Origin of the sequence: Enterobacter sp. 198 (assembly GCF_009025585.1) — a bacterium.
Taxonomy (GTDB): Bacteria; Pseudomonadota; Gammaproteobacteria; order Enterobacterales; family Enterobacteriaceae; genus Enterobacter; species Enterobacter ludwigii.
This window is the reverse complement of the sequence record NZ_WCIM01000030.1, coordinates 325,959-343,076: the sequence shown is the minus strand read 5'-3', so window position 1 is coordinate 343,076 and position 17,118 is coordinate 325,959. Positions and strand designations below refer to the sequence as shown.

General features: G+C 54.2%; 15 protein-coding genes. 11 read left to right on the top strand and 4 right to left on the bottom strand.

Annotated elements, in window-relative coordinates; genetic code table 11:
* Nucleotides 1–21: 21 nt before the first annotated feature.
* The 7 genes from F8561_RS19825 (at nucleotide 22) to yejF (ending at nucleotide 8,992) form a co-directional block, all read left to right on the top strand.
* Nucleotides 22–735 carry a phosphatase PAP2 family protein gene (locus F8561_RS19825; protein WP_025203633.1) on the top strand — a complete coding sequence of 238 codons (714 nt, stop codon included), beginning with the start codon at nucleotides 22–24 and terminating at the stop codon, nucleotides 733–735.
* 416 nt (nucleotides 736–1,151) lie between these two features.
* Complete coding sequence (mepS, locus tag F8561_RS19820; RefSeq protein WP_014170930.1) at nucleotides 1,152–1,721, top strand: bifunctional murein DD-endopeptidase/murein LD-carboxypeptidase; 570 nt, start codon at nucleotides 1,152–1,154, stop codon at nucleotides 1,719–1,721.
* Nucleotides 1,722–1,847: 126 nt separating this feature from the next.
* Nucleotides 1,848–3,389, top strand: a complete 1,542-nt coding sequence (locus F8561_RS19815) for a cyclic di-GMP phosphodiesterase (protein WP_151887810.1) — start codon at nucleotides 1,848–1,850, stop codon at nucleotides 3,387–3,389.
* A 77-nt stretch (nucleotides 3,390–3,466) separates the two neighbouring features.
* Nucleotides 3,467–5,272, top strand: a complete 1,806-nt coding sequence (locus F8561_RS19810) for an extracellular solute-binding protein (protein ID WP_063214746.1) — start codon at nucleotides 3,467–3,469, stop codon at nucleotides 5,270–5,272.
* Between the two features lie 9 nt (nucleotides 5,273–5,281).
* Complete coding sequence (locus F8561_RS19805) at nucleotides 5,282–6,376, top strand: microcin C ABC transporter permease YejB (protein ID WP_151887809.1); 1,095 nt, start codon at nucleotides 5,282–5,284, stop codon at nucleotides 6,374–6,376.
* Nucleotides 6,376–7,401, top strand: a complete 1,026-nt coding sequence (locus F8561_RS19800; RefSeq protein WP_014170934.1) for an ABC transporter permease — start codon at nucleotides 6,376–6,378, stop codon at nucleotides 7,399–7,401. Before F8561_RS19805 ends, F8561_RS19800 begins: the two co-directional genes overlap by 1 nt.
* A 1-nt stretch (nucleotide 7,402) precedes the next feature.
* Nucleotides 7,403–8,992, top strand: coding sequence for a microcin C ABC transporter ATP-binding protein YejF (gene yejF, locus F8561_RS19795; RefSeq protein ID WP_041162786.1), 1,590 nt, complete (start codon nucleotides 7,403–7,405; stop codon nucleotides 8,990–8,992).
* A 3-nt stretch (nucleotides 8,993–8,995) separates the two neighbouring features.
* Here the strand turns inward: yejF and F8561_RS19790 are convergent, their stop codons facing one another.
* The 3 genes from F8561_RS19790 to rsuA all read right to left on the bottom strand — a co-directional run bounded on the left by F8561_RS19790 (nucleotide 8,996) and on the right by rsuA (nucleotide 11,540).
* Nucleotides 8,996–9,340, bottom strand: coding sequence for a YejG family protein (locus F8561_RS19790; RefSeq protein ID WP_014170936.1), 345 nt, complete (start codon nucleotides 9,338–9,340; stop codon nucleotides 8,996–8,998).
* 280 nt (nucleotides 9,341–9,620) lie between these two features.
* The gene (locus tag F8561_RS19785; RefSeq protein ID WP_014170937.1) at nucleotides 9,621–10,817 is read right to left on the bottom strand and encodes a Bcr/CflA family multidrug efflux MFS transporter; all 1,197 of its coding nucleotides are present in this window, start codon (nucleotides 10,815–10,817) and stop codon (nucleotides 9,621–9,623) included.
* A gap of 15 nt (nucleotides 10,818–10,832) precedes the next feature.
* Complete coding sequence (gene rsuA, locus F8561_RS19780; protein ID WP_014170938.1) at nucleotides 10,833–11,540, bottom strand: 16S rRNA pseudouridine(516) synthase RsuA; 708 nt, start codon at nucleotides 11,538–11,540, stop codon at nucleotides 10,833–10,835.
* Nucleotides 11,541–11,691: 151 nt separating this feature from the next.
* On the opposite strand from rsuA, the gene F8561_RS19775 reads away from it, so the two are divergent.
* Together F8561_RS19775 and rplY are read left to right on the top strand one after the other, a co-directional pair.
* Nucleotides 11,692–13,452: a DEAD/DEAH box helicase gene (locus F8561_RS19775; protein ID WP_025203629.1), complete on the top strand. Its 1,761-nt coding sequence runs from the start codon at nucleotides 11,692–11,694 to the stop codon at nucleotides 13,450–13,452.
* A 125-nt stretch (nucleotides 13,453–13,577) separates the two neighbouring features.
* Nucleotides 13,578–13,862, top strand: a complete 285-nt coding sequence (gene rplY, locus F8561_RS19770; protein WP_014170941.1) for a 50S ribosomal protein L25 — start codon at nucleotides 13,578–13,580, stop codon at nucleotides 13,860–13,862.
* Nucleotides 13,863–13,915: 53 nt separating this feature from the next.
* Here the strand turns inward: rplY and yejK are convergent, their stop codons facing one another.
* On the bottom strand, nucleotides 13,916–14,923 hold the full coding sequence (gene yejK, locus F8561_RS19765) for a nucleoid-associated protein YejK (protein ID WP_014170942.1): 1,008 nt from the start codon (nucleotides 14,921–14,923) through the stop codon (nucleotides 13,916–13,918).
* A gap of 134 nt (nucleotides 14,924–15,057) precedes the next feature.
* Between yejK and F8561_RS19760 the strand changes: the two genes are divergently transcribed.
* Nucleotides 15,058–15,285 (top strand): YejL family protein, encoded by a 228-nt coding sequence (locus F8561_RS19760; protein WP_001135586.1) that lies wholly within the window; start codon nucleotides 15,058–15,060, stop codon nucleotides 15,283–15,285.
* Nucleotides 15,286–15,304: 19 nt separating this feature from the next.
* Nucleotides 15,305–17,065 carry an LPS biosynthesis-modulating metalloenzyme YejM gene (yejM, locus tag F8561_RS19755; RefSeq protein ID WP_032680580.1) on the top strand — a complete coding sequence of 587 codons (1,761 nt, stop codon included), beginning with the start codon at nucleotides 15,305–15,307 and terminating at the stop codon, nucleotides 17,063–17,065.
* The last annotated feature ends 53 nt before the right edge of the window (nucleotides 17,066–17,118 follow it).

Sequence of the window (17,118 nt, the reverse complement as noted above, 5' to 3'; positions counted from 1 at the left end):
TTTCACTCTATGCTGAATGTTATGACGACTCGACTTCCCCTGATATTACTGCTTAATGTCGCCGGTCTGGCGCTCTTTTTCTCCTGGTATATCCCGGCGAATCATGGTGTCTGGTTTCCGCTGGATTCTGCCATTTTTCACTTCTTCAACCAGGAACTGGTGAAGAGTGAAGCCTTCCTGTGGCTGGTTGCTATCACGAATAACCGCGCCTTTGACGGCTGTTCGCTGCTGGCGATGGGCGGCCTGATGCTCTCTTTCTGGCTGAAAGAGGACAAAACAGGACGCCGCCGTATTCTGATTATTGGTTTGATGATGTTGCTGCTTGCAGTGGTAATTAACCAGCTGGCAACGGCCATTATTCCGGTTAAGCGTTCCAGCCCAACGCTCTTCTTCCCCGATATTTATCGCGTCAGCGAGCTGCTGCATATTCCAACGAAAGATGCGTCGAAGGCCAGTTTCCCGGGCGATCACGGAATGATGCTGCTTATTTTTTCCGGCGTGATGCTCCGCTATTTCGGCCGAAAAGCCTTTGCGATAGCCCTGATTATTTTTGTGGTTTTTGCCTTCCCACGGGTAATGATTGGCGCTCACTGGTTCACTGATATTGCAGTCGGTTCGCTCTCTTCTGTGCTGGTTGCGCTGCCGTGGTGTCTGATGACACCGCTGAGCGACAAGATAATAGCCGTGTTCGATCGCTACCTCCCCGGCAAAACGCAACAAATCAGAAACCAATAATTAACCTTAATTAACACTATGCATCAGGGATCGTTTTGATCCTTGATGCGCTTTTCTCCCCTTTCACCCCCTCCCGTCATCATTTCGTCACAATATTCGTGATAAAAATGAATGTGTTGCACGGTTTTTAACCTTGATCGTGCGCTTTTTGAACAATTATCAATTTTTACTTTCTGTATCACAATTTCTTATAAAAAAAAGGCTTTTTTTGCTCGCAATACCCCAGGCAATCGGTTAATCTCGAACTCGTTTTGCCCCATAGAGATAATTATTTCGCTGGTGAATAAATTTGTGCGCTACGCCACAAATGTGATCAGAAAGAATTGTCTCATTGTGAACAGATAATTAGTCTCGTCACGTTTGGCATTTTTTATAACGATATTTGTCGTTAAGGACTTCAAGGGATAATAAACAAAATGGTCAAATCTCAACCGATTTTGAGATATATCTTACGGGGGATCCCGGCGATAGCAGTGGCGGTACTGTTATCTGCATGTAGTACATCGAACACCGCAAAGAATATGCATCCTGAGACGCGTGTTGTGGGAATGGAAGATTCCTCGTCACTGCAAGCCTCTCAGGATGAATTTGAAAATATGGTACGTAATCTGGACGTGAAGTCCCGTATTATGGACCAGTATGCTGACTGGAAAGGCGTGCGTTATCGTCTTGGCGGCAGCACCAAAAAAGGCATTGATTGTTCCGGTTTCGTACAGCGTACTTTCCGTGAGCAGTTTGGGTTAGACCTTCCGCGTTCAACTTACGAACAGCAGGAGATGGGCAAGTCGATTTCACGCACTAAACTGCGCACCGGGGATTTAGTCCTGTTCCGTGCGGGTTCGACAGGTCGACATGTTGGCATCTACATTGGCAATGACCAGTTTGTACATGCCTCCACCAGCAGCGGTGTGACCATTTCCAGCATGAACGAACCTTACTGGAAGAAGCGCTATAACGAAGCGCGCCGCGTACTGACCCGCAGTTAAAATAATCATTGTATCGTTGGTTATCCCTTGGCCGGCGATATGATAAAAAAAGCACTGCTTCGGCGGTGTTTTTTTTTGCCCGTTACACTGAATACATTCAGCGGCAATCCAGGAACCACGACGTCTATGTTCACCCGCTACTTCTCCAGTAATCGCAAGATACTTTTCCTCAGCCTTATCACCGGCCTGATCACAGCCCTGCTCCTGGGTTCATTGCAATTTTTCTGGAGCTACCACAAGCGGGAAGTCAGATTCGACACCCTGATTGACGACGTGAGCATCTACATGGAAAGCTACTTCGATGAGTTAAAAAGCTCTATCGATCTCCTTCAGCCGCTCACGCTGAACAGCTGCCACGACGTCAACGCTGAGCTGACCTCTCGCGCGGCCTTTAGCCTTAACGTGCGCGCCTTTTTGCTGGTCAGGGATAAACTGGCGTACTGCTCTTCAGCCACCGGTCCGATGAACGTCCCGATGGAAGAACTGATACCCGAGCTGCACATCGATAAACAAATTGATATGGCGTTACTGCCGGGCACACCGATGATGCCGCACAGACCCGCGATTGCCATCTGGTATCGAAATCCGCTGGTGAAGGACGGCGGCGTGTTTACTTCGGTAAACATCAACCTGACTCCGTACATGCTTTATACCGCACGCCAGAACGAGTTCGCGGGCATTGCCATCATCATTGGCGACAATGCGTTGTCGACAAGGTCCGCCACACTGGTTAAGGCACAGGATTTACATGAAACGCCGGCGCGTACCGCGACCCTAAAAGAGGTTCCGCTGACGATCAAACTGTACGCCGAAGAGTGGACGAGCGATGAAATCCTGTTCGCGGTGTTCTTTGGACTGGTCTGCGGGATCGCGGCCGGCTCGCTTAATTTCTATATCCTCACCACGCGTCTTAACCCAGGCAAAGAGATCCTGAGCGCCATTAAACGCGGTCAGTTTTATGTGGTGTATCAGCCTGTTGTGGATGCAGAGACGCTGCAAATGCGTGGTGTCGAAGTCCTGATGCGCTGGAAACACCCGACGATGGGGGAAATTCCGCCTGATGCCTTTATCAACTTCGCCGAAGCGCAGAAGCTGATTGTGCCGCTGACGCTGCACCTCTTTGACCTCATCATCCGCGACGCGCCGGCATTACAGACCCTTCTGCCACCGGGCGCAAAACTGGGCATTAACATTGCGCCGGGGCATCTGCATGCAGAAAGCTTCAAAGAGGATATGCGCACTTTCCTGGACTTAATGCCGCCGGATCATTTCCAGATCGTGCTGGAAATCACCGAGCGCGACATGGTTAACCATCGGGAAGCCAACAATCTTTTCGAATGGCTGCACAATGAAGGCTTTGAAATTGCGATTGATGATTTTGGTACCGGCCACAGTGCGCTGATTTACCTTGAGCGTTTCACCATGGATTACATCAAAATTGACCGGGGTTTTGTCAACGCGATCGGGACGGAAACCGTGACCTCCCCGGTGCTTGATGCCGTACTCACCCTGGCAAGACGACTGAATATGTCGACCGTCGCCGAAGGGGTGGAGACGCCGGAGCAGGCAGCCTGGCTGCGCGAACATGGCGTTGTTTTCCTTCAGGGTTACTGGATTAGCCGCCCGATGCCGCTGGAGCAGTTCCGCCAATGGCAGCCTGAACGTTGAATGATTTCACATTGCCCGTGACGTCACTTATTATTCAGCTTAACTGAGCCGGTCAGTCGAAAGGGAGCCGCCGCGAGATGCTTATGCGCTTTATGTTGCTGCTGTTGGCGTTAACGAGCCTGTCCAGCCAGGCGCAAACCATCACAGAGAACATCGCGTTCTCCGTGATTGGTGAGCCAAAGTACGCGGTCAATTTTACGCACTTTGATTACGTCAACCCTGCCGCGCCAAAAGGCGGGAACGTGACCCTCTCCGCCACGGGGACGTTCGACAACTTCAACCGCTTCGCCCTGCGCGGCGTGGCGGCAGCGCGAACAGAATCGCTCTACGATACGCTGTTTGTTACGTCTGATGATGAACCCGGCAGTTACTACCCGCTGATTGCTGACAACGTGCGTTACGCGGATAACTTTGCGTGGGCGGAAATTTCGATTAACCCACGGGCGCGTTTTCACGATGGGACGCCGGTCAAAGCCAGCGACATTGCCTTCACATTTCACAAATTTATGACTGAGGGCGTTCCCCAGTTCCGCATTGTCTACAAAGGCGTTACGGTCAAAGCCATTGCCCCGCTCACGGTGCGTATTGAGCTAAGTGAGCCGAATAAAGAGAACATGCTCAGCCTGTTCTCCCTGCCCGTGATGCCTGAATCGTTCTGGAAAGATCACAAACTTAGCGACCCGCTCTCCACACCCCCGCTCGCGGGTGGCCCATACCGTATAACCGACTGGCGCATGGGGCAGTATGTTGTCTATTCCCGGGTCAAAGACTACTGGGCGGCAAACCTGCCGGTAAACCGGGGCCGCTGGAATTTCGATACCCTTCGCTACGATTACTACCTTGACGATAACGTCGCATTTGAAGCATTTAAAGCCGGTGCGTTCGATATGCGCGTGGAGAGCAGCGCTAAAAACTGGGCGACACGGTATATCGGCAAAAACTTCGCTAACGGGTATATCGTTAAAGACGAGCATAAAAATGCGTCCGCTCAGGATACGCGCTGGCTGGCGTTTAATATTCAGCGTCCGGTATTTACTGACCGTCGGGTGCGGGAAGCCATTACCCTGGCCTTTGATTTTGAATGGATGAACAAAGCGCTATTTTACGGTGCTTACAGCCGGGCAAATAGCTATTTCCAGAACACTGAATATGCCGCTCGCGATTACCCAAAAGCGGACGAACTTGTCCTGCTGGCACCGCTGAAAGCAGAACTGCCGCCGGAGGTGTTCACGACGGTATTTCAGCCTCCGGCGTCAAAGGGTGACGGCTACGATCGCGACAACCTGCTTAAAGCCAGCAAGCTGCTGGATGATGCAGGCTGGCCACTGAAGAATCAAAAACGCGTCGATTCCAGAACGGGCAAACCGTTAAGCTTTGAGCTGCTGCTTGCGTCCGGAAGCAACGATCAGTGGGTGCTGCCGTTTAAGCACAATCTTGAACGGCTGGGGATTACCATGAACATTCGCCAGGTCGACAACGCGCAGCTCACCAACCGCAAACGCAGCCGTGATTACGACATGATGCAAACCCTGTGGCCCGCGCAGCCGTGGCCCAGCTCAGATCTGCAAATCTCCTGGGCATCCAGCTATATCGACTCCTCCTATAATGCGCCGGGGGTGAAAAGCCCGGCGATTGATGCCTTGATTGCGAAAATTGTGGCGGCGCAGGGTGATAAAGAAAAACTCCTGCCGCTGGGACGCGCCCTCGACAGGGTCTTAACCTGGAATTACTACATGCTGCCAATGTGGTATATGGGCGAAGACCGGCTTGCGCGCTGGGACAAGTTCTCCGAGCCTGCCGTACGCCCTGTCTATTCACTGGGCTTCGACACCTGGTGGTATGACGTTAACAAAGCCGCCAGACTTCCCGCTGAGCGGCGATAAGGAATCATCATGGGTGCGTATCTGATCCGCCGTCTCCTGCTGATTATCCCGACCCTCTGGGCAATCATCACGATTAACTTTTTTATTGTGCAAATCGCGCCCGGCGGCCCGGTCGACCAGGCTATTGCAGCCATTGAATTTGGCAACAGCAGCGGTATGCCTGGCGGCGGTGGCGAAGGAATGGGCGCGAGCCATGCCCGCACCGGCCTGGGAAATATCAGCGAAAGCCATTATCGCGGCGGACGTGGCCTGGATCCGGAAGTCATCGCCGAGATCACCCATCGTTATGGCTTCGACAAACCGCTTCACGAGCGGTATTTCAACATGCTCTGGGACTACCTCCGCTTTGATTTTGGCGACAGCCTGTTTCGCAGCGCGTCAGTTTTAACATTGATTAAGCAAAGTCTGCCGGTGTCGATTACCCTGGGGCTGTGGGGAACGTTGATTATTTATCTCGTCTCTATTCCCCTGGGGATCCGTAAAGCGGTTCACAACGGCAGCCGCTTCGATGTCTGGAGCAGCACGTTTATCATCATCGGCTATGCCATTCCGGCGTTTCTGTTTGCCGTTCTGTTGATTGTCTTTTTTGCCGGTGGCAGCTATTTCGATATCTTTCCGTTGCGGGGGCTGGTGTCAGCGGATTTCAGCACCCTGCCCTGGTACAAGAAGATCACCGATTATTTCTGGCACATCACGCTGCCGGTGCTTGCGACCGTCATTGGCGGCTTTGCGGCCCTGACCATGCTGACCAAAAACGCCTTTCTCGATGAAATCCGTAAACAGTACGTTGTGACTGCCCGTGCGAAGGGCGTGGGCGAAAAGCAGATCATGTGGAAACATGTCTTTCGCAACGCCATGCTGCTGGTGATTGCCGGATTTCCTGCCACGTTCATCAGTATGTTTTTTACCGGCTCGCTGCTGATAGAGGTGATGTTCTCCCTCAACGGACTGGGCTTGCTGGGATATGAAGCCACCGTGTCGCGCGATTATCCGGTCATGTTTGGCACACTTTATATCTTCACCCTGATTGGCCTGCTGCTGAATATCATCAGCGATATCAGCTATACGCTGGTTGATCCCCGAATTGATTTTGAGGGCCGCTGATGCCGCGTTTAAGCCCCGTCAACCAGGCCCGATGGGCCCGTTTTCGCCACAACCGCCGCGGCTACTGGTCGCTGTGGATCTTTGCCGTCCTGTTTGTCTTAAGCATGTGTTCGGAACTGATTGCCAACGATAAACCGCTGCTGGTGCACTTTAACGACCGCTGGTATGTGCCCGTTCTCACCCAATACAGCGAAAGCGATTTTGGTGGCCCGTTTGCGACGCCCGCTGAATATCAGGATCCGTGGCTTCGCCAGCAAATTGAACAGCACGGCTGGGCGCTCTGGGCGCCGGTGCGTTTTGGCGCAAACAGCATTAACTTTGCGACCACCACCCCCTTCCCTTCCCCGCCTTCCGCGCAAAACTGGCTGGGAACGGATGCCAACGGTGGCGATGTGCTGGCACGCATCCTCTACGGCACGCGGATCTCGATCCTCTTTGGGCTGATGCTGACCGTCTTTTCCAGCGTGATGGGCGTAGTAGCAGGTGCCGTTCAGGGCTACTACGGCGGGAAAATCGACCTGTGGGGTCAACGTTTTATTGAAGTCTGGTCAGGCATGCCGACGCTGTTTCTGATCATTCTGCTTTCAAGCGTGGTACAGCCAAACTTCTGGTGGCTGTTAGGCATTACCGTCATCTTCGGCTGGATGGCGCTGGTAGGCGTGGTGCGGGCGGAATTCCTGCGCACCCGTAATTACGATTACATTCGCGCTGCCCAGGTGCTGGGGGTGAGCGACCGCGGGATCATTTTCCGCCATATGCTTCCTAACGCCGTGGTAGCGACCCTCACCTTCCTGCCGTTTATTCTGTGCAGTTCCATCACTACCCTCACCTCGCTTGATTTCCTTGGCTTCGGGCTCCCTCTCGGTTCCCCGTCGCTCGGCGAGCTACTGCTGCAGGGCAAGAACAACCTGCAGGCACCGTGGTTAGGCATCACCGCCTTTCTTGCCGTGGCCGTGCTGCTTTCACTGCTGATTTTTATTGGCGAAGCCGTGCGCGATGCTTTTGATCCCAACAAGGCGGTATAAGATGACGCAGCCCCTTCTCAGTATTGATAACCTGTCGATTGCCTTTTCAAAACAGGGTGAGGCGCGTACCGTGGTCACGGAGTTGTCGCTGCAGATCCAGCGCGGCGAAACGCTGGCGCTGGTAGGCGAGTCAGGCTCTGGCAAGAGCGTATCGGCACTGTCGATCCTGCGCCTGCTTCCGTCTCCGCCCGTCAGCTATCCGCAAGGCGACATTCTGTTTCACGGTCACTCGCTGCTGCATGCTGATGAAAAAACCCTGCGCGGGATTCGCGGCAATAACATTGCCATGATTTTCCAGGAGCCGATGGTCTCTCTTAACCCGCTGCACACGCTGGAAAAACAGCTCTATGAAGTACTGTCCCTGCACCGGGGCATGCGCAAAGAGGCGGCGCGGGGGGAGATTCTGGATTGTCTTGAACGAACCGGCATTCGCAATGCCGCAAAACGGCTGAACGATTTCCCCCATCAGCTTTCCGGCGGCGAACGTCAGCGGGTGATGATTGCGATGGCCCTGCTCACGCGACCCGAACTGTTGATTGCCGATGAGCCCACCACCGCGCTGGACGTGACGGTGCAGGCGCAAATTCTGCGGCTGCTGCGGGAGTTGCGTGACGAACTGAACATGAGCCTGCTGTTTATCACCCATAACCTCAGCATTGTGAGAAAGCTCGCCGACAGCGTCGCCGTGATGCAAAACGGACGCTGTGTCGAGCAGAACACCGCAGCCACCCTGCTGAAAGCGCCTCAGCACCCCTATACGCAGCGTCTGCTTGATAGCGAGCCCACGGGTGACCCGGTTCCCCTGCCGGCTGACAGCGCGCCGTTGCTGCGCGTTGAGGGGCTGGGCGTGTCGTTTCCTGTTCGCAAAGGGATTCTGCGGCGCATCGTCGACCAGAATCCGGTATTGAAAAATATCCATTTTTCCCTGCGTCCGGGCGAATCGCTGGGGCTGGTGGGCGAGTCCGGTTCGGGAAAAAGCACCACCGGCCTGGCACTGCTGCGCTTAATCGCCTCGCAGGGTGAGATCCTCTTTGACGGTATGCCGCTGCACAACTGGAACCGTCGCCAGATGCTGCCCGTTCGTCCCCGCATGCAGGTTGTGTTTCAGGATCCAAACTCCTCGCTTAACCCACGGCTGAACGTATTACAGATTGTCGAAGAGGGTCTGCGCGTTCATCAGCCAGCATTGACCGTCCGGCAGCGGGAAGAAGAAGTGATACGCGTTATGGCAGAAGTTGGCTTAGATCCGGATACCCGGCACCGCTACCCGGCTGAATTTTCCGGCGGTCAGCGCCAGCGTATCGCCATTGCCCGCGCGCTGATCCTCAAACCGGAGCTGATCATTCTGGATGAACCGACATCGTCGCTGGACAGAACCGTTCAGGCTCAGATCCTGGCATTACTGAAAGGATTGCAGGAAAAGCACAGGCTGGCCTATATCTTTATCAGCCATGATTTACAGGTTGTGCGGGCGTTATGCCATCAGGTGATTGTGTTGCGACAGGGAGAAGTGGTCGAGCAGGGAGAGTGCCAGCGCGTATTTGCTGCGCCAACGCAGAGCTACACGCGCCAGCTGTTGTCCGCAGACTAGCGCTCAGAAAGGATACTGGCCCGAGAAAGGCTCAGCGATAGCAACACCAAAGTTTTTCAGACGGCAGGTCGCGGCAAATTCATCCTGGCTTTTCACGAACAGGCAGGGTTCACCTTCACACTCCAGTACGGAGCTGTCCACTTCAATATCCGTCAGGGCCTCGCTGAGACGCTCCATGACTCGCCATGCATTTTCGTCGCTCGGGCTCAGCAGCTTAAGTGCAACCAGACAATTCTCGCAACCCGCGACGCTTTGCGGAATCGGTTCAACTTTCGATCCTGCAAAACCCGCCGACCAGCGATAGCTCTGGGGCAAGCGATGGACTATGGAGAGTTGTAATGTATTCACGTTCGTTCCCCGGAAGCAAAATTTACTTCACAATTTATTTACATTTATAGTAACACATCATCGCCAGCCTGCACTATTCGGCGCTTTTTTATAGGTGTTCAGGCTCGCGTCGGCGCTATATGTACCCGTTTCTGCGATCTAACTCAACCTTTTTAAATACAATGATGTGACTTTTTACACAAATAGATTTTACATAAAAGAAACAAACACAGGGTAAACGAACGCAGCTTTGGTTGATGTGTGTCAACAAAAAAGGCCCTGACTGGGCCTTATTTGCGCGTTAGCTGGCCACCTTTCGCGGCCGACTGGCGTAGAGATAGAAAAGAATGGAGCTGGTTGCACAAAACGCCATCGCCCACAGCATCGGCCAGGCCGTATTAAACGTGGCCATCGACAGTAACGCCCCGACGATGGCGCCGATGCCAAAGCGGAATGTTCCGGCCAGCGACGAGGCGGTGCCTGCCATATGCGGGAATTCGTCGAGGATCACCGCCATCGCATTGGAGGAAACCATCGACACGCAGCCGACGAAGGCCGCAACCCCCACCACCAGCGCCCAGAAGCCCACGCCTGTAAAAGCACTCAGCACCAGCCAGATAGCCATCACAAACTGGATCCAAAGCCCGGCGCGGAACATGTTCAACGCCCCGACTCGGCGGACAAAGCGGCTGTTAATGATGGTCATAATGAACAGGAAGACGATGTTGAGCGCAAAGTAATAACCGAAGTGCTGCGGAGAAACATGGTTCAGTTCGATATAGACAAACGGCCCGGCACTCAGGAATGAGAACATCCCGGCGAAGCTGAAACCGCTCGCCAGCATATAGCTCAGCACGCGCTTATGGCGAAACAGTGAGGCGAAATTCCCCATTGTGGTTCGGATGTGGAACTTCTGTCGGCGCTCCGCGGGTAGCGTTTCATCAATAAAGAAGAAGATCATTGCCGAGGCCAGCAGCGCGGCAAGTGCCAGGATCCAGAAAATCACATGCCAGCTGAACCATACCAGCACCGCACCGCCGGCCATAGGGGCCACCAGCGGTGCAATCGTCGTCACCAGCATCACGAACGACATCATCCGGGAGAACTCTTCTTTCGGGTAGATATCGCGCATCAGGGCATTGATCACCACACTTGCCGCTGCCGCCGCCAGACCGTGGAAAAAGCGCATGACAATCAGTTGATCGATGGTTTGCGCCTGCGCACAGGCCACCGCCGCCCCTGCAAAAATCAGGGTCCCGCCAAGGATAACGGGCTTGCGGCCAAAGCTGTCCGCCATCGGACCATAAAACAGCTGACCGAGGGCAAAACCGAGAATATAGGTGCTGAGCGTCATCTGCGCACTGCCTGCCGGTACGCCAAACTGCGCGGAAATAACCGGCAGCGCAGGCAGATACATATCAATAGACAGCGGCATCAGCATGGCCAGCAGGCCAAGAATGAAGACAATTTTGAACGACGAGTGTGGCCTGGTGGTCACAGAGTTCTCCTGAAATTAATGCGAAGGCAGACCAACGCTGGCGATCTCTTCTTCCGTTAACGGGCGATATTCGCCGGGCGCCAGCTCAGGATCGAGTTCAATTGCGCCAATACGTTCACGATGCAGACCGACAACGTGGTTACCCACCGCGGCAAACATACGCTTCACCTGATGGTAGCGCCCTTCACTGATGGTCAGACGAACCTCGGTAGGCGCGATCACTTCAAGCACGGCAGGCCGGGTCAGATCTTTTTCATTATGCAACTGAACGCCGTTGGCAAATTGTTCTGCCGTGTCATCCGCGACCGGAGACTCCAGCGTCACCCGATACGTCTTCTCACAGTGATGGCGCGGAGACGTGATACGGTGTGACCACTGCCCGTCGTCGGTCATCAGCACCAGCCCGGTGGTGTCGATATCGAGACGGCCAGCGGCATGCAGCTTGTGCGCGACCGGTTCGTCGAGGAAATAAAGCACCGTTGGATGATCCGGATCGTCCGTGGAACAGACATAGCCTTCCGGCTTATTGAGCATGAAATAGCGCGGCCCGTGCTGTTGGGTCAGCGGGTTGCCGTCATATTCAACCTGATGGTCAGGCTGGAGTTTGAACGCAGTGTCTTTCACAATGTCGCCATCCACGGTAACGCGGCTGGCGCGAATTTCACGCCCGGCAATAGCGCGGCTTACGCCGAGTTGCTGAGCGATAAACTTATCAAGTCGCATGAAATCTTTTTAGCCTTAATGGTGCTGGAAGTCGGACAACAGGTCCGAAAAAGAAGCAGTCTGGAATGGCTCAGTATAATGGTCTGGTTGCGCCACTCAAGGGAAAAAGTTTCGTGGCATACTATATGCGAAATAACTAAACCGAGACCCCATGACTTTTACACTTCGTCCTTATCAGCAGGAAGCCGTTGACGCCACTCTCGCCTGGTTTCGTAAACACCAGGCACCGGCGGCCATTGTGCTTCCCACCGGTGCTGGCAAAAGCCTGGTGATCGCCGAACTGGCGCGTCTGGCACGCGGACGCGTGCTGGTGCTGGCCCACGTCAAAGAGCTGGTGGCGCAAAACCATGCCAAGTATTGCGCGCTCGGGCTGGAAGCTGACATTTTCGCTGCCGGGCTAAAGCGTAAAGAGAGCCACGGCAAAGTGGTCTTTGGCAGCGTACAGTCGGTGGCCCGCAACCTTGATCTGTTTCGCAGTGAATTTTCGCTGCTGATTGTCGACGAGTGTCACCGCATCAGCGATGACGACGACAGCCAGTATCAGCAAATCCTCACTCACCTGAAAGAGGTGAACCCGCACCTTCGCCTGCTTGGCCTGACGGCGACCCCGTTTCGCTTGGGTAAAGGCTGGATCTATCGCTACCATTATCACGGCATGGTGCGCGGCGATGAGAAAGCGCTGTTCAGCGACTGTATCTATGAACTTCCTTTGCGCTACATGATCAAGCATGGCTACCTGACGCCGCCCGAGCGGCTGGACATGCCGGTGGTGCAGTACGATTTCAGCCGGTTACAGGCGCAGAGCAACGGGTTATTCAGCGAAGCGGAGTTGAACCAGGCGCTGAAAAAGCAAAAGCGCATTACCCCGCATATCATTAGCCAGATAGAAGAGTTCGCCGCGACACGCAAAGGGGTCATGATCTTTGCCGCCACCGTGGAGCATGCGCGAGAAATTACCGGGCTGCTGCCCGCCGAGGACGCGGCCTTAATCACCGGCGAGACGCCCGGGCCGGAGCGCGACCGCCTGATCGACGCCTTCAAAGCGCAACAATTCCGCTATCTGGTGAACGTGTCGGTGTTAACCACCGGGTTTGATGCCCCGCATGTCGATCTGATTGCCATTTTACGTCCGACCGAATCGGTCAGTCTTTATCAGCAGATTGTGGGGCGCGGCCTGCGCCTGGCGCCCGGGAAAACCGACTGTCTTATTCTGGATTACGCCGGTAACCCGCACGATCTCTACTCTCCGGAAGTCGGCACGCCAAAAGGCAAAAGCGACAACGTCCCCGTTCAGGTCTTTTGCCCTGCCTGTGGTTTTGCCAATACCTTCTGGGGTAAAACCACCGCAGACGGCACGCTGATTGAACATTTTGGCCGCCGCTGTCAGGGCTGGTTTGAAGATGACGAAGGACATCGCGAACAGTGCGATTTCCGTTTCCGCTTTAAAAACTGCCCGCAGTGCAATGCGGAAAACGATATTGCCGCCCGTCGCTGTCGCGAATGCGATACGGTTCTGGTCGATCCTGATGACATGCTAAAAGCAGCGCTGAAGTTAAAAGATGCGCTGGTGCTGCGCTGTTCCGGTATGGCACTGCAACCCGGCGCGGATGACAAAGGCGAGTGGCTGAAAATCACCTATTACGATGAAGACGGCGCAGACGTCAGCGAGCGCTTCAGGGTACATACGCCTGCCCAGCGTATGGCCTTCGAACAACTCTTTATTCGCCCGCACACCCGTACGCCCGGTGTACCGCTGCGCTGGATTACCGTGGCCGATATCGTGCGCCAGCAGGTGTTACTGCGCCACCCGGATTTTGTTGTGGCTCGTATGAAAGGACAGTTCTGGCAGGTTCGGGAAAAGGTGTTTGATTACGAAGGCCGTTTTCGTCGCGCCAACGAATTGCGCGGTTAAGGGGACTTTTCATTGATGTGCGGGGCGTTTGAGTATAAAATGCCGCCCGCTTCATATCCGTGAAGCAGAACACTCACCTGCTGCTGGGTCGCCTGTAGTAGGGTTTAAAATACAGAGAGAAATCAATGTTTACTATCGAAGCAGAAGTACGTAACGTGCAGGGTAAGGGTGCGAGCCGCCGCCTGCGTAACGCTAACAAGTTCCCGGCTATCGTTTACGGTGGCGAAGCTGCTCCAGTTGCAATCGAACTGGATCACGACAAAGTGTGGAACCTGCAGAACAAACCTGAATTCTACAGCGAAGTTCTGACCATCGTTGTTGGCGGTAAAGAAGAAAAAGTGAAAGTTCAGGCTGTTCAGCGTCACGCGTTCAAGCCAAAAGTCACTCACATCGACTTCGTTCGCGCGTAATCGCAAACACGTCGAAAAAAAGCCCCGCTTCTGCGGGGCTTTTTTTATGCCTGTTATTTCCCGCCAGAGGTGCGGCGCTGAAGCTGATCGCGCAGGTTCGGCGGCGTGCCTTTAATGGTCAGCGTATCGGTGGCCGGATCCCAGAAGATGCGTTCACCCAACAGCATGGCATCAAAGTTGATGGTCAACCCACCGCCGCTACCGGCAAATTTAGTGAGCTGTCGCAGCGTACTGCGATCCGCCGGGAAGCTCTCTTCGAGCTCATAGCCTTTATCAGCAGTAAATTCCTGGAAGCTGACTTCACTGACGCCCGCCAGCTCTTTTGACAGCGACTCCAGCTCAATCTCTTCTCCCGCCTGCAGCTGTTCGTTGCAGTAACTGTACACCTGCTGGCGCACGGTCTGACGCTCAGATTTATCGAGCTGCGCTTCGGCGGTAAAGTCGTCAACCGCCTGCAGCAGCCCTTTGTTCTGCGCTTTGGCGTTAAGACCTTCGCTGGCGCCGAGGAAGTCCATAAAGAAATCAGCCACTTTACGGCCGACGCGGCCTTTCAGGAAGGTCAGGTAGCGGGTCGATTCCGGGTTCGTTTCCCACTCGGTTAAATCGATACGCGCCACGATATCCGCATGGTTGATATCAAGATAATGGGTAGAGCTGATATCCAGCTGCTCATTCACGCGCATGCTGCTTAAATTGTTCAGCACGGTGACCAGCAGATACTCTACTGCCAGGTAACGATAGTGACAGAACAGGACGATACCGCCGTCTGCGAACGGGTATTTTGCCAGTTCGTCACGCAGACGTCCGGTGGCGGCGCGGCTAAACGCCAGGAAATCCTCTTCGCCCTGACGCTGCAGACGAAGACTATCAGCCAGTTCGCTCTCTTCGCTGAACAGACCATAGGCTTTATTTTTAGCACTGTAGACGCGGTGCAACTCCGCCATCATTTCCACAACGGTCGCCGTGGGTTCCAGTAACGAATCGCGAAGCACCACTTCAAGGGTTTGCTCATCACGCTTGATAAGCTGGTGCAAGGCAATCTGGTTGATTTCCAGACTCATGATAAACTCTCCTTTTAGACCGGGCGGTATTCAACCACCACCAGGTCATGTGTGCAACAACAGATAAAAAAGGGGAAAAAAAGCTGTCGCTACGGTAATATGTTGCCCTTTCATCAACAAACTGATTTTGATTTATGCCACAACATTCCCGCTACAGTGATGAACACGTTGAACAACTGCTCAGTGAGCTGGTCAACGTACTGGAAAAACATAAAACGCCGACCGATCTCTCCCTGATGGTTTTGGGAAATATGGTCACCAACCTTATCAATACCAGCGTTGCTCCGGCTCAGCGTCAGGCGATCGCCAAATCTTTCGCCCAGGCGTTACAGTCCTCCGTCAGCGACGACCAGGCCCATTAAGGGAAACGAACAACAGTTTATGGTGACGAATCGTCAGCGCTACCGTGAAAAAGTCTCCCAGATGGTCAGCTGGGGACACTGGTTTGCCCTGTTCAACATTCTGTTAGCGTCGGTCATTGGCTGTCGTTATCTGTTTGTCGCAGACTGGCCGACAACGCTAACCGGGCGTATTTACTCCTGGATGAGCGTTGTGGGTCACTTTAGCTTTTTGGTTTTCGCCACCTATCTGCTGATCCTGTTCCCCCTGACGTTTATCGTCATGTCGCAGCGGCTCATGCGTTTCTTGTCCGCTATCCTCGCGACGGCGGGGATAACGCTGCTGCTTATCGACAGCGAAGTCTTTACCCGTTTTCACCTGCATCTCAACCCCATCGTCTGGGAACTGGTGATCAACCCGGATCAAAACGAAACGGCCCGTGACTGGCAGCTGATGTTTATCAGCGTTCCGGTGATCCTGCTTATTGAGATGCTGTTTGCCACCTGGAGCTGGCAAAAGCTGCGCAGCCTGACCCGGCGCCGCCATTACGCGAAGCCCGTTGCGACGCTCTTTTTCGTCTCCTTTATTAGCTCGCACATCATGTATATCTGGGCGGATGCGAACTTCTATCGCCCTATTACCATGCAGCGCGCTAACCTGCCGCTCTCTTATCCGATGACGGCCCGCCGTTTCCTCGAAAAACACGGCCTGCTGGATGCGCAGGAGTATCAGCGCCGTCTGGTCGAACAGGGTAATCCGGAAGCGGTCAGCGTCCAGTATCCGCTGAGCGAACTACGCTATCGCGATATGGGCCGCGGGCAAAACGTCCTGTTAATCACCGTCGATGGCCTGAATTATTCACGTTACGAGAAGCAGATGCCTGCTCTGGCTGATTTCGCCAGTAAGAACGTGACGTTTACACAGCATATGAGTTCCGGTAATTCAACCGACGCGGGTATCTTTGGTCTCTTCTACGGCATTTCAGCCGGATACATGGACGGCGTGCTGTCCGCCCGTATTCCTGCGGCACTGATCACCGGGCTTAATCAGCAGGGTTATCAGTTAGGGCTATTCTCATCGGATGGCTTTAACAGCGCGCTCTATCGCCAGGCGCTGCTGTCAGACTTCTCACTGCCGGCGGCACAGAGCCAGACAGATGAACAGACCGCCAGTCAGTGGATAAGCTGGCTGCAACGCTACGCCCAGGAAGATAACCGCTGGTTCTCGTGGGTTGCCTTAAACGGCACCAACCTTGAGGACACGAATCAGAAAGGCTTTGCGCGCCGCTACAGCCGCGCTGCCGGTGATGTTGATGCACAGATTGGCCGCGTGCTCGACGCGTTGCGCGAGTCTGGCAAGCTGGATAACACCGTCGTGATCGTCACGGCCGGTCATGGTATCCCGTTGGGTGACGAAACGAAGAGCATGGAGTGGTCGCGTCCAAATCTGCATGTTCCGCTGGTGATCCACTGGCCGGGAACGCCGGCGCAGCGCATCAATATGCTGACTGAACATAAAGATGTGATGACGACCCTGATGCAACGTCTGCTGCACGTCAGCACGCCAGCAAACGAATATTCACAGGGGCAGGATCTCTTCAGTGCCACCCGCCGCCATAACTGGGTGACGGCTGCCGGAGAGAGCACGCTGGTGGTGACTACGCCAGCGTTGACGCTGGTGCTGAACAATAATGGGAAGTATCAGACGTATAATCTGCAGGGTGAGCGGTTGAAAGACCAAAAACCGCAGCTGAGCCTGCTGCTGCAGGTTCTGACGGATGAGAAGCGCTTTATCGCTAACTGATTAATTATAAACCAGTTAGCAACAGATTCCCTTGCATTCAAAACGGAATCGAG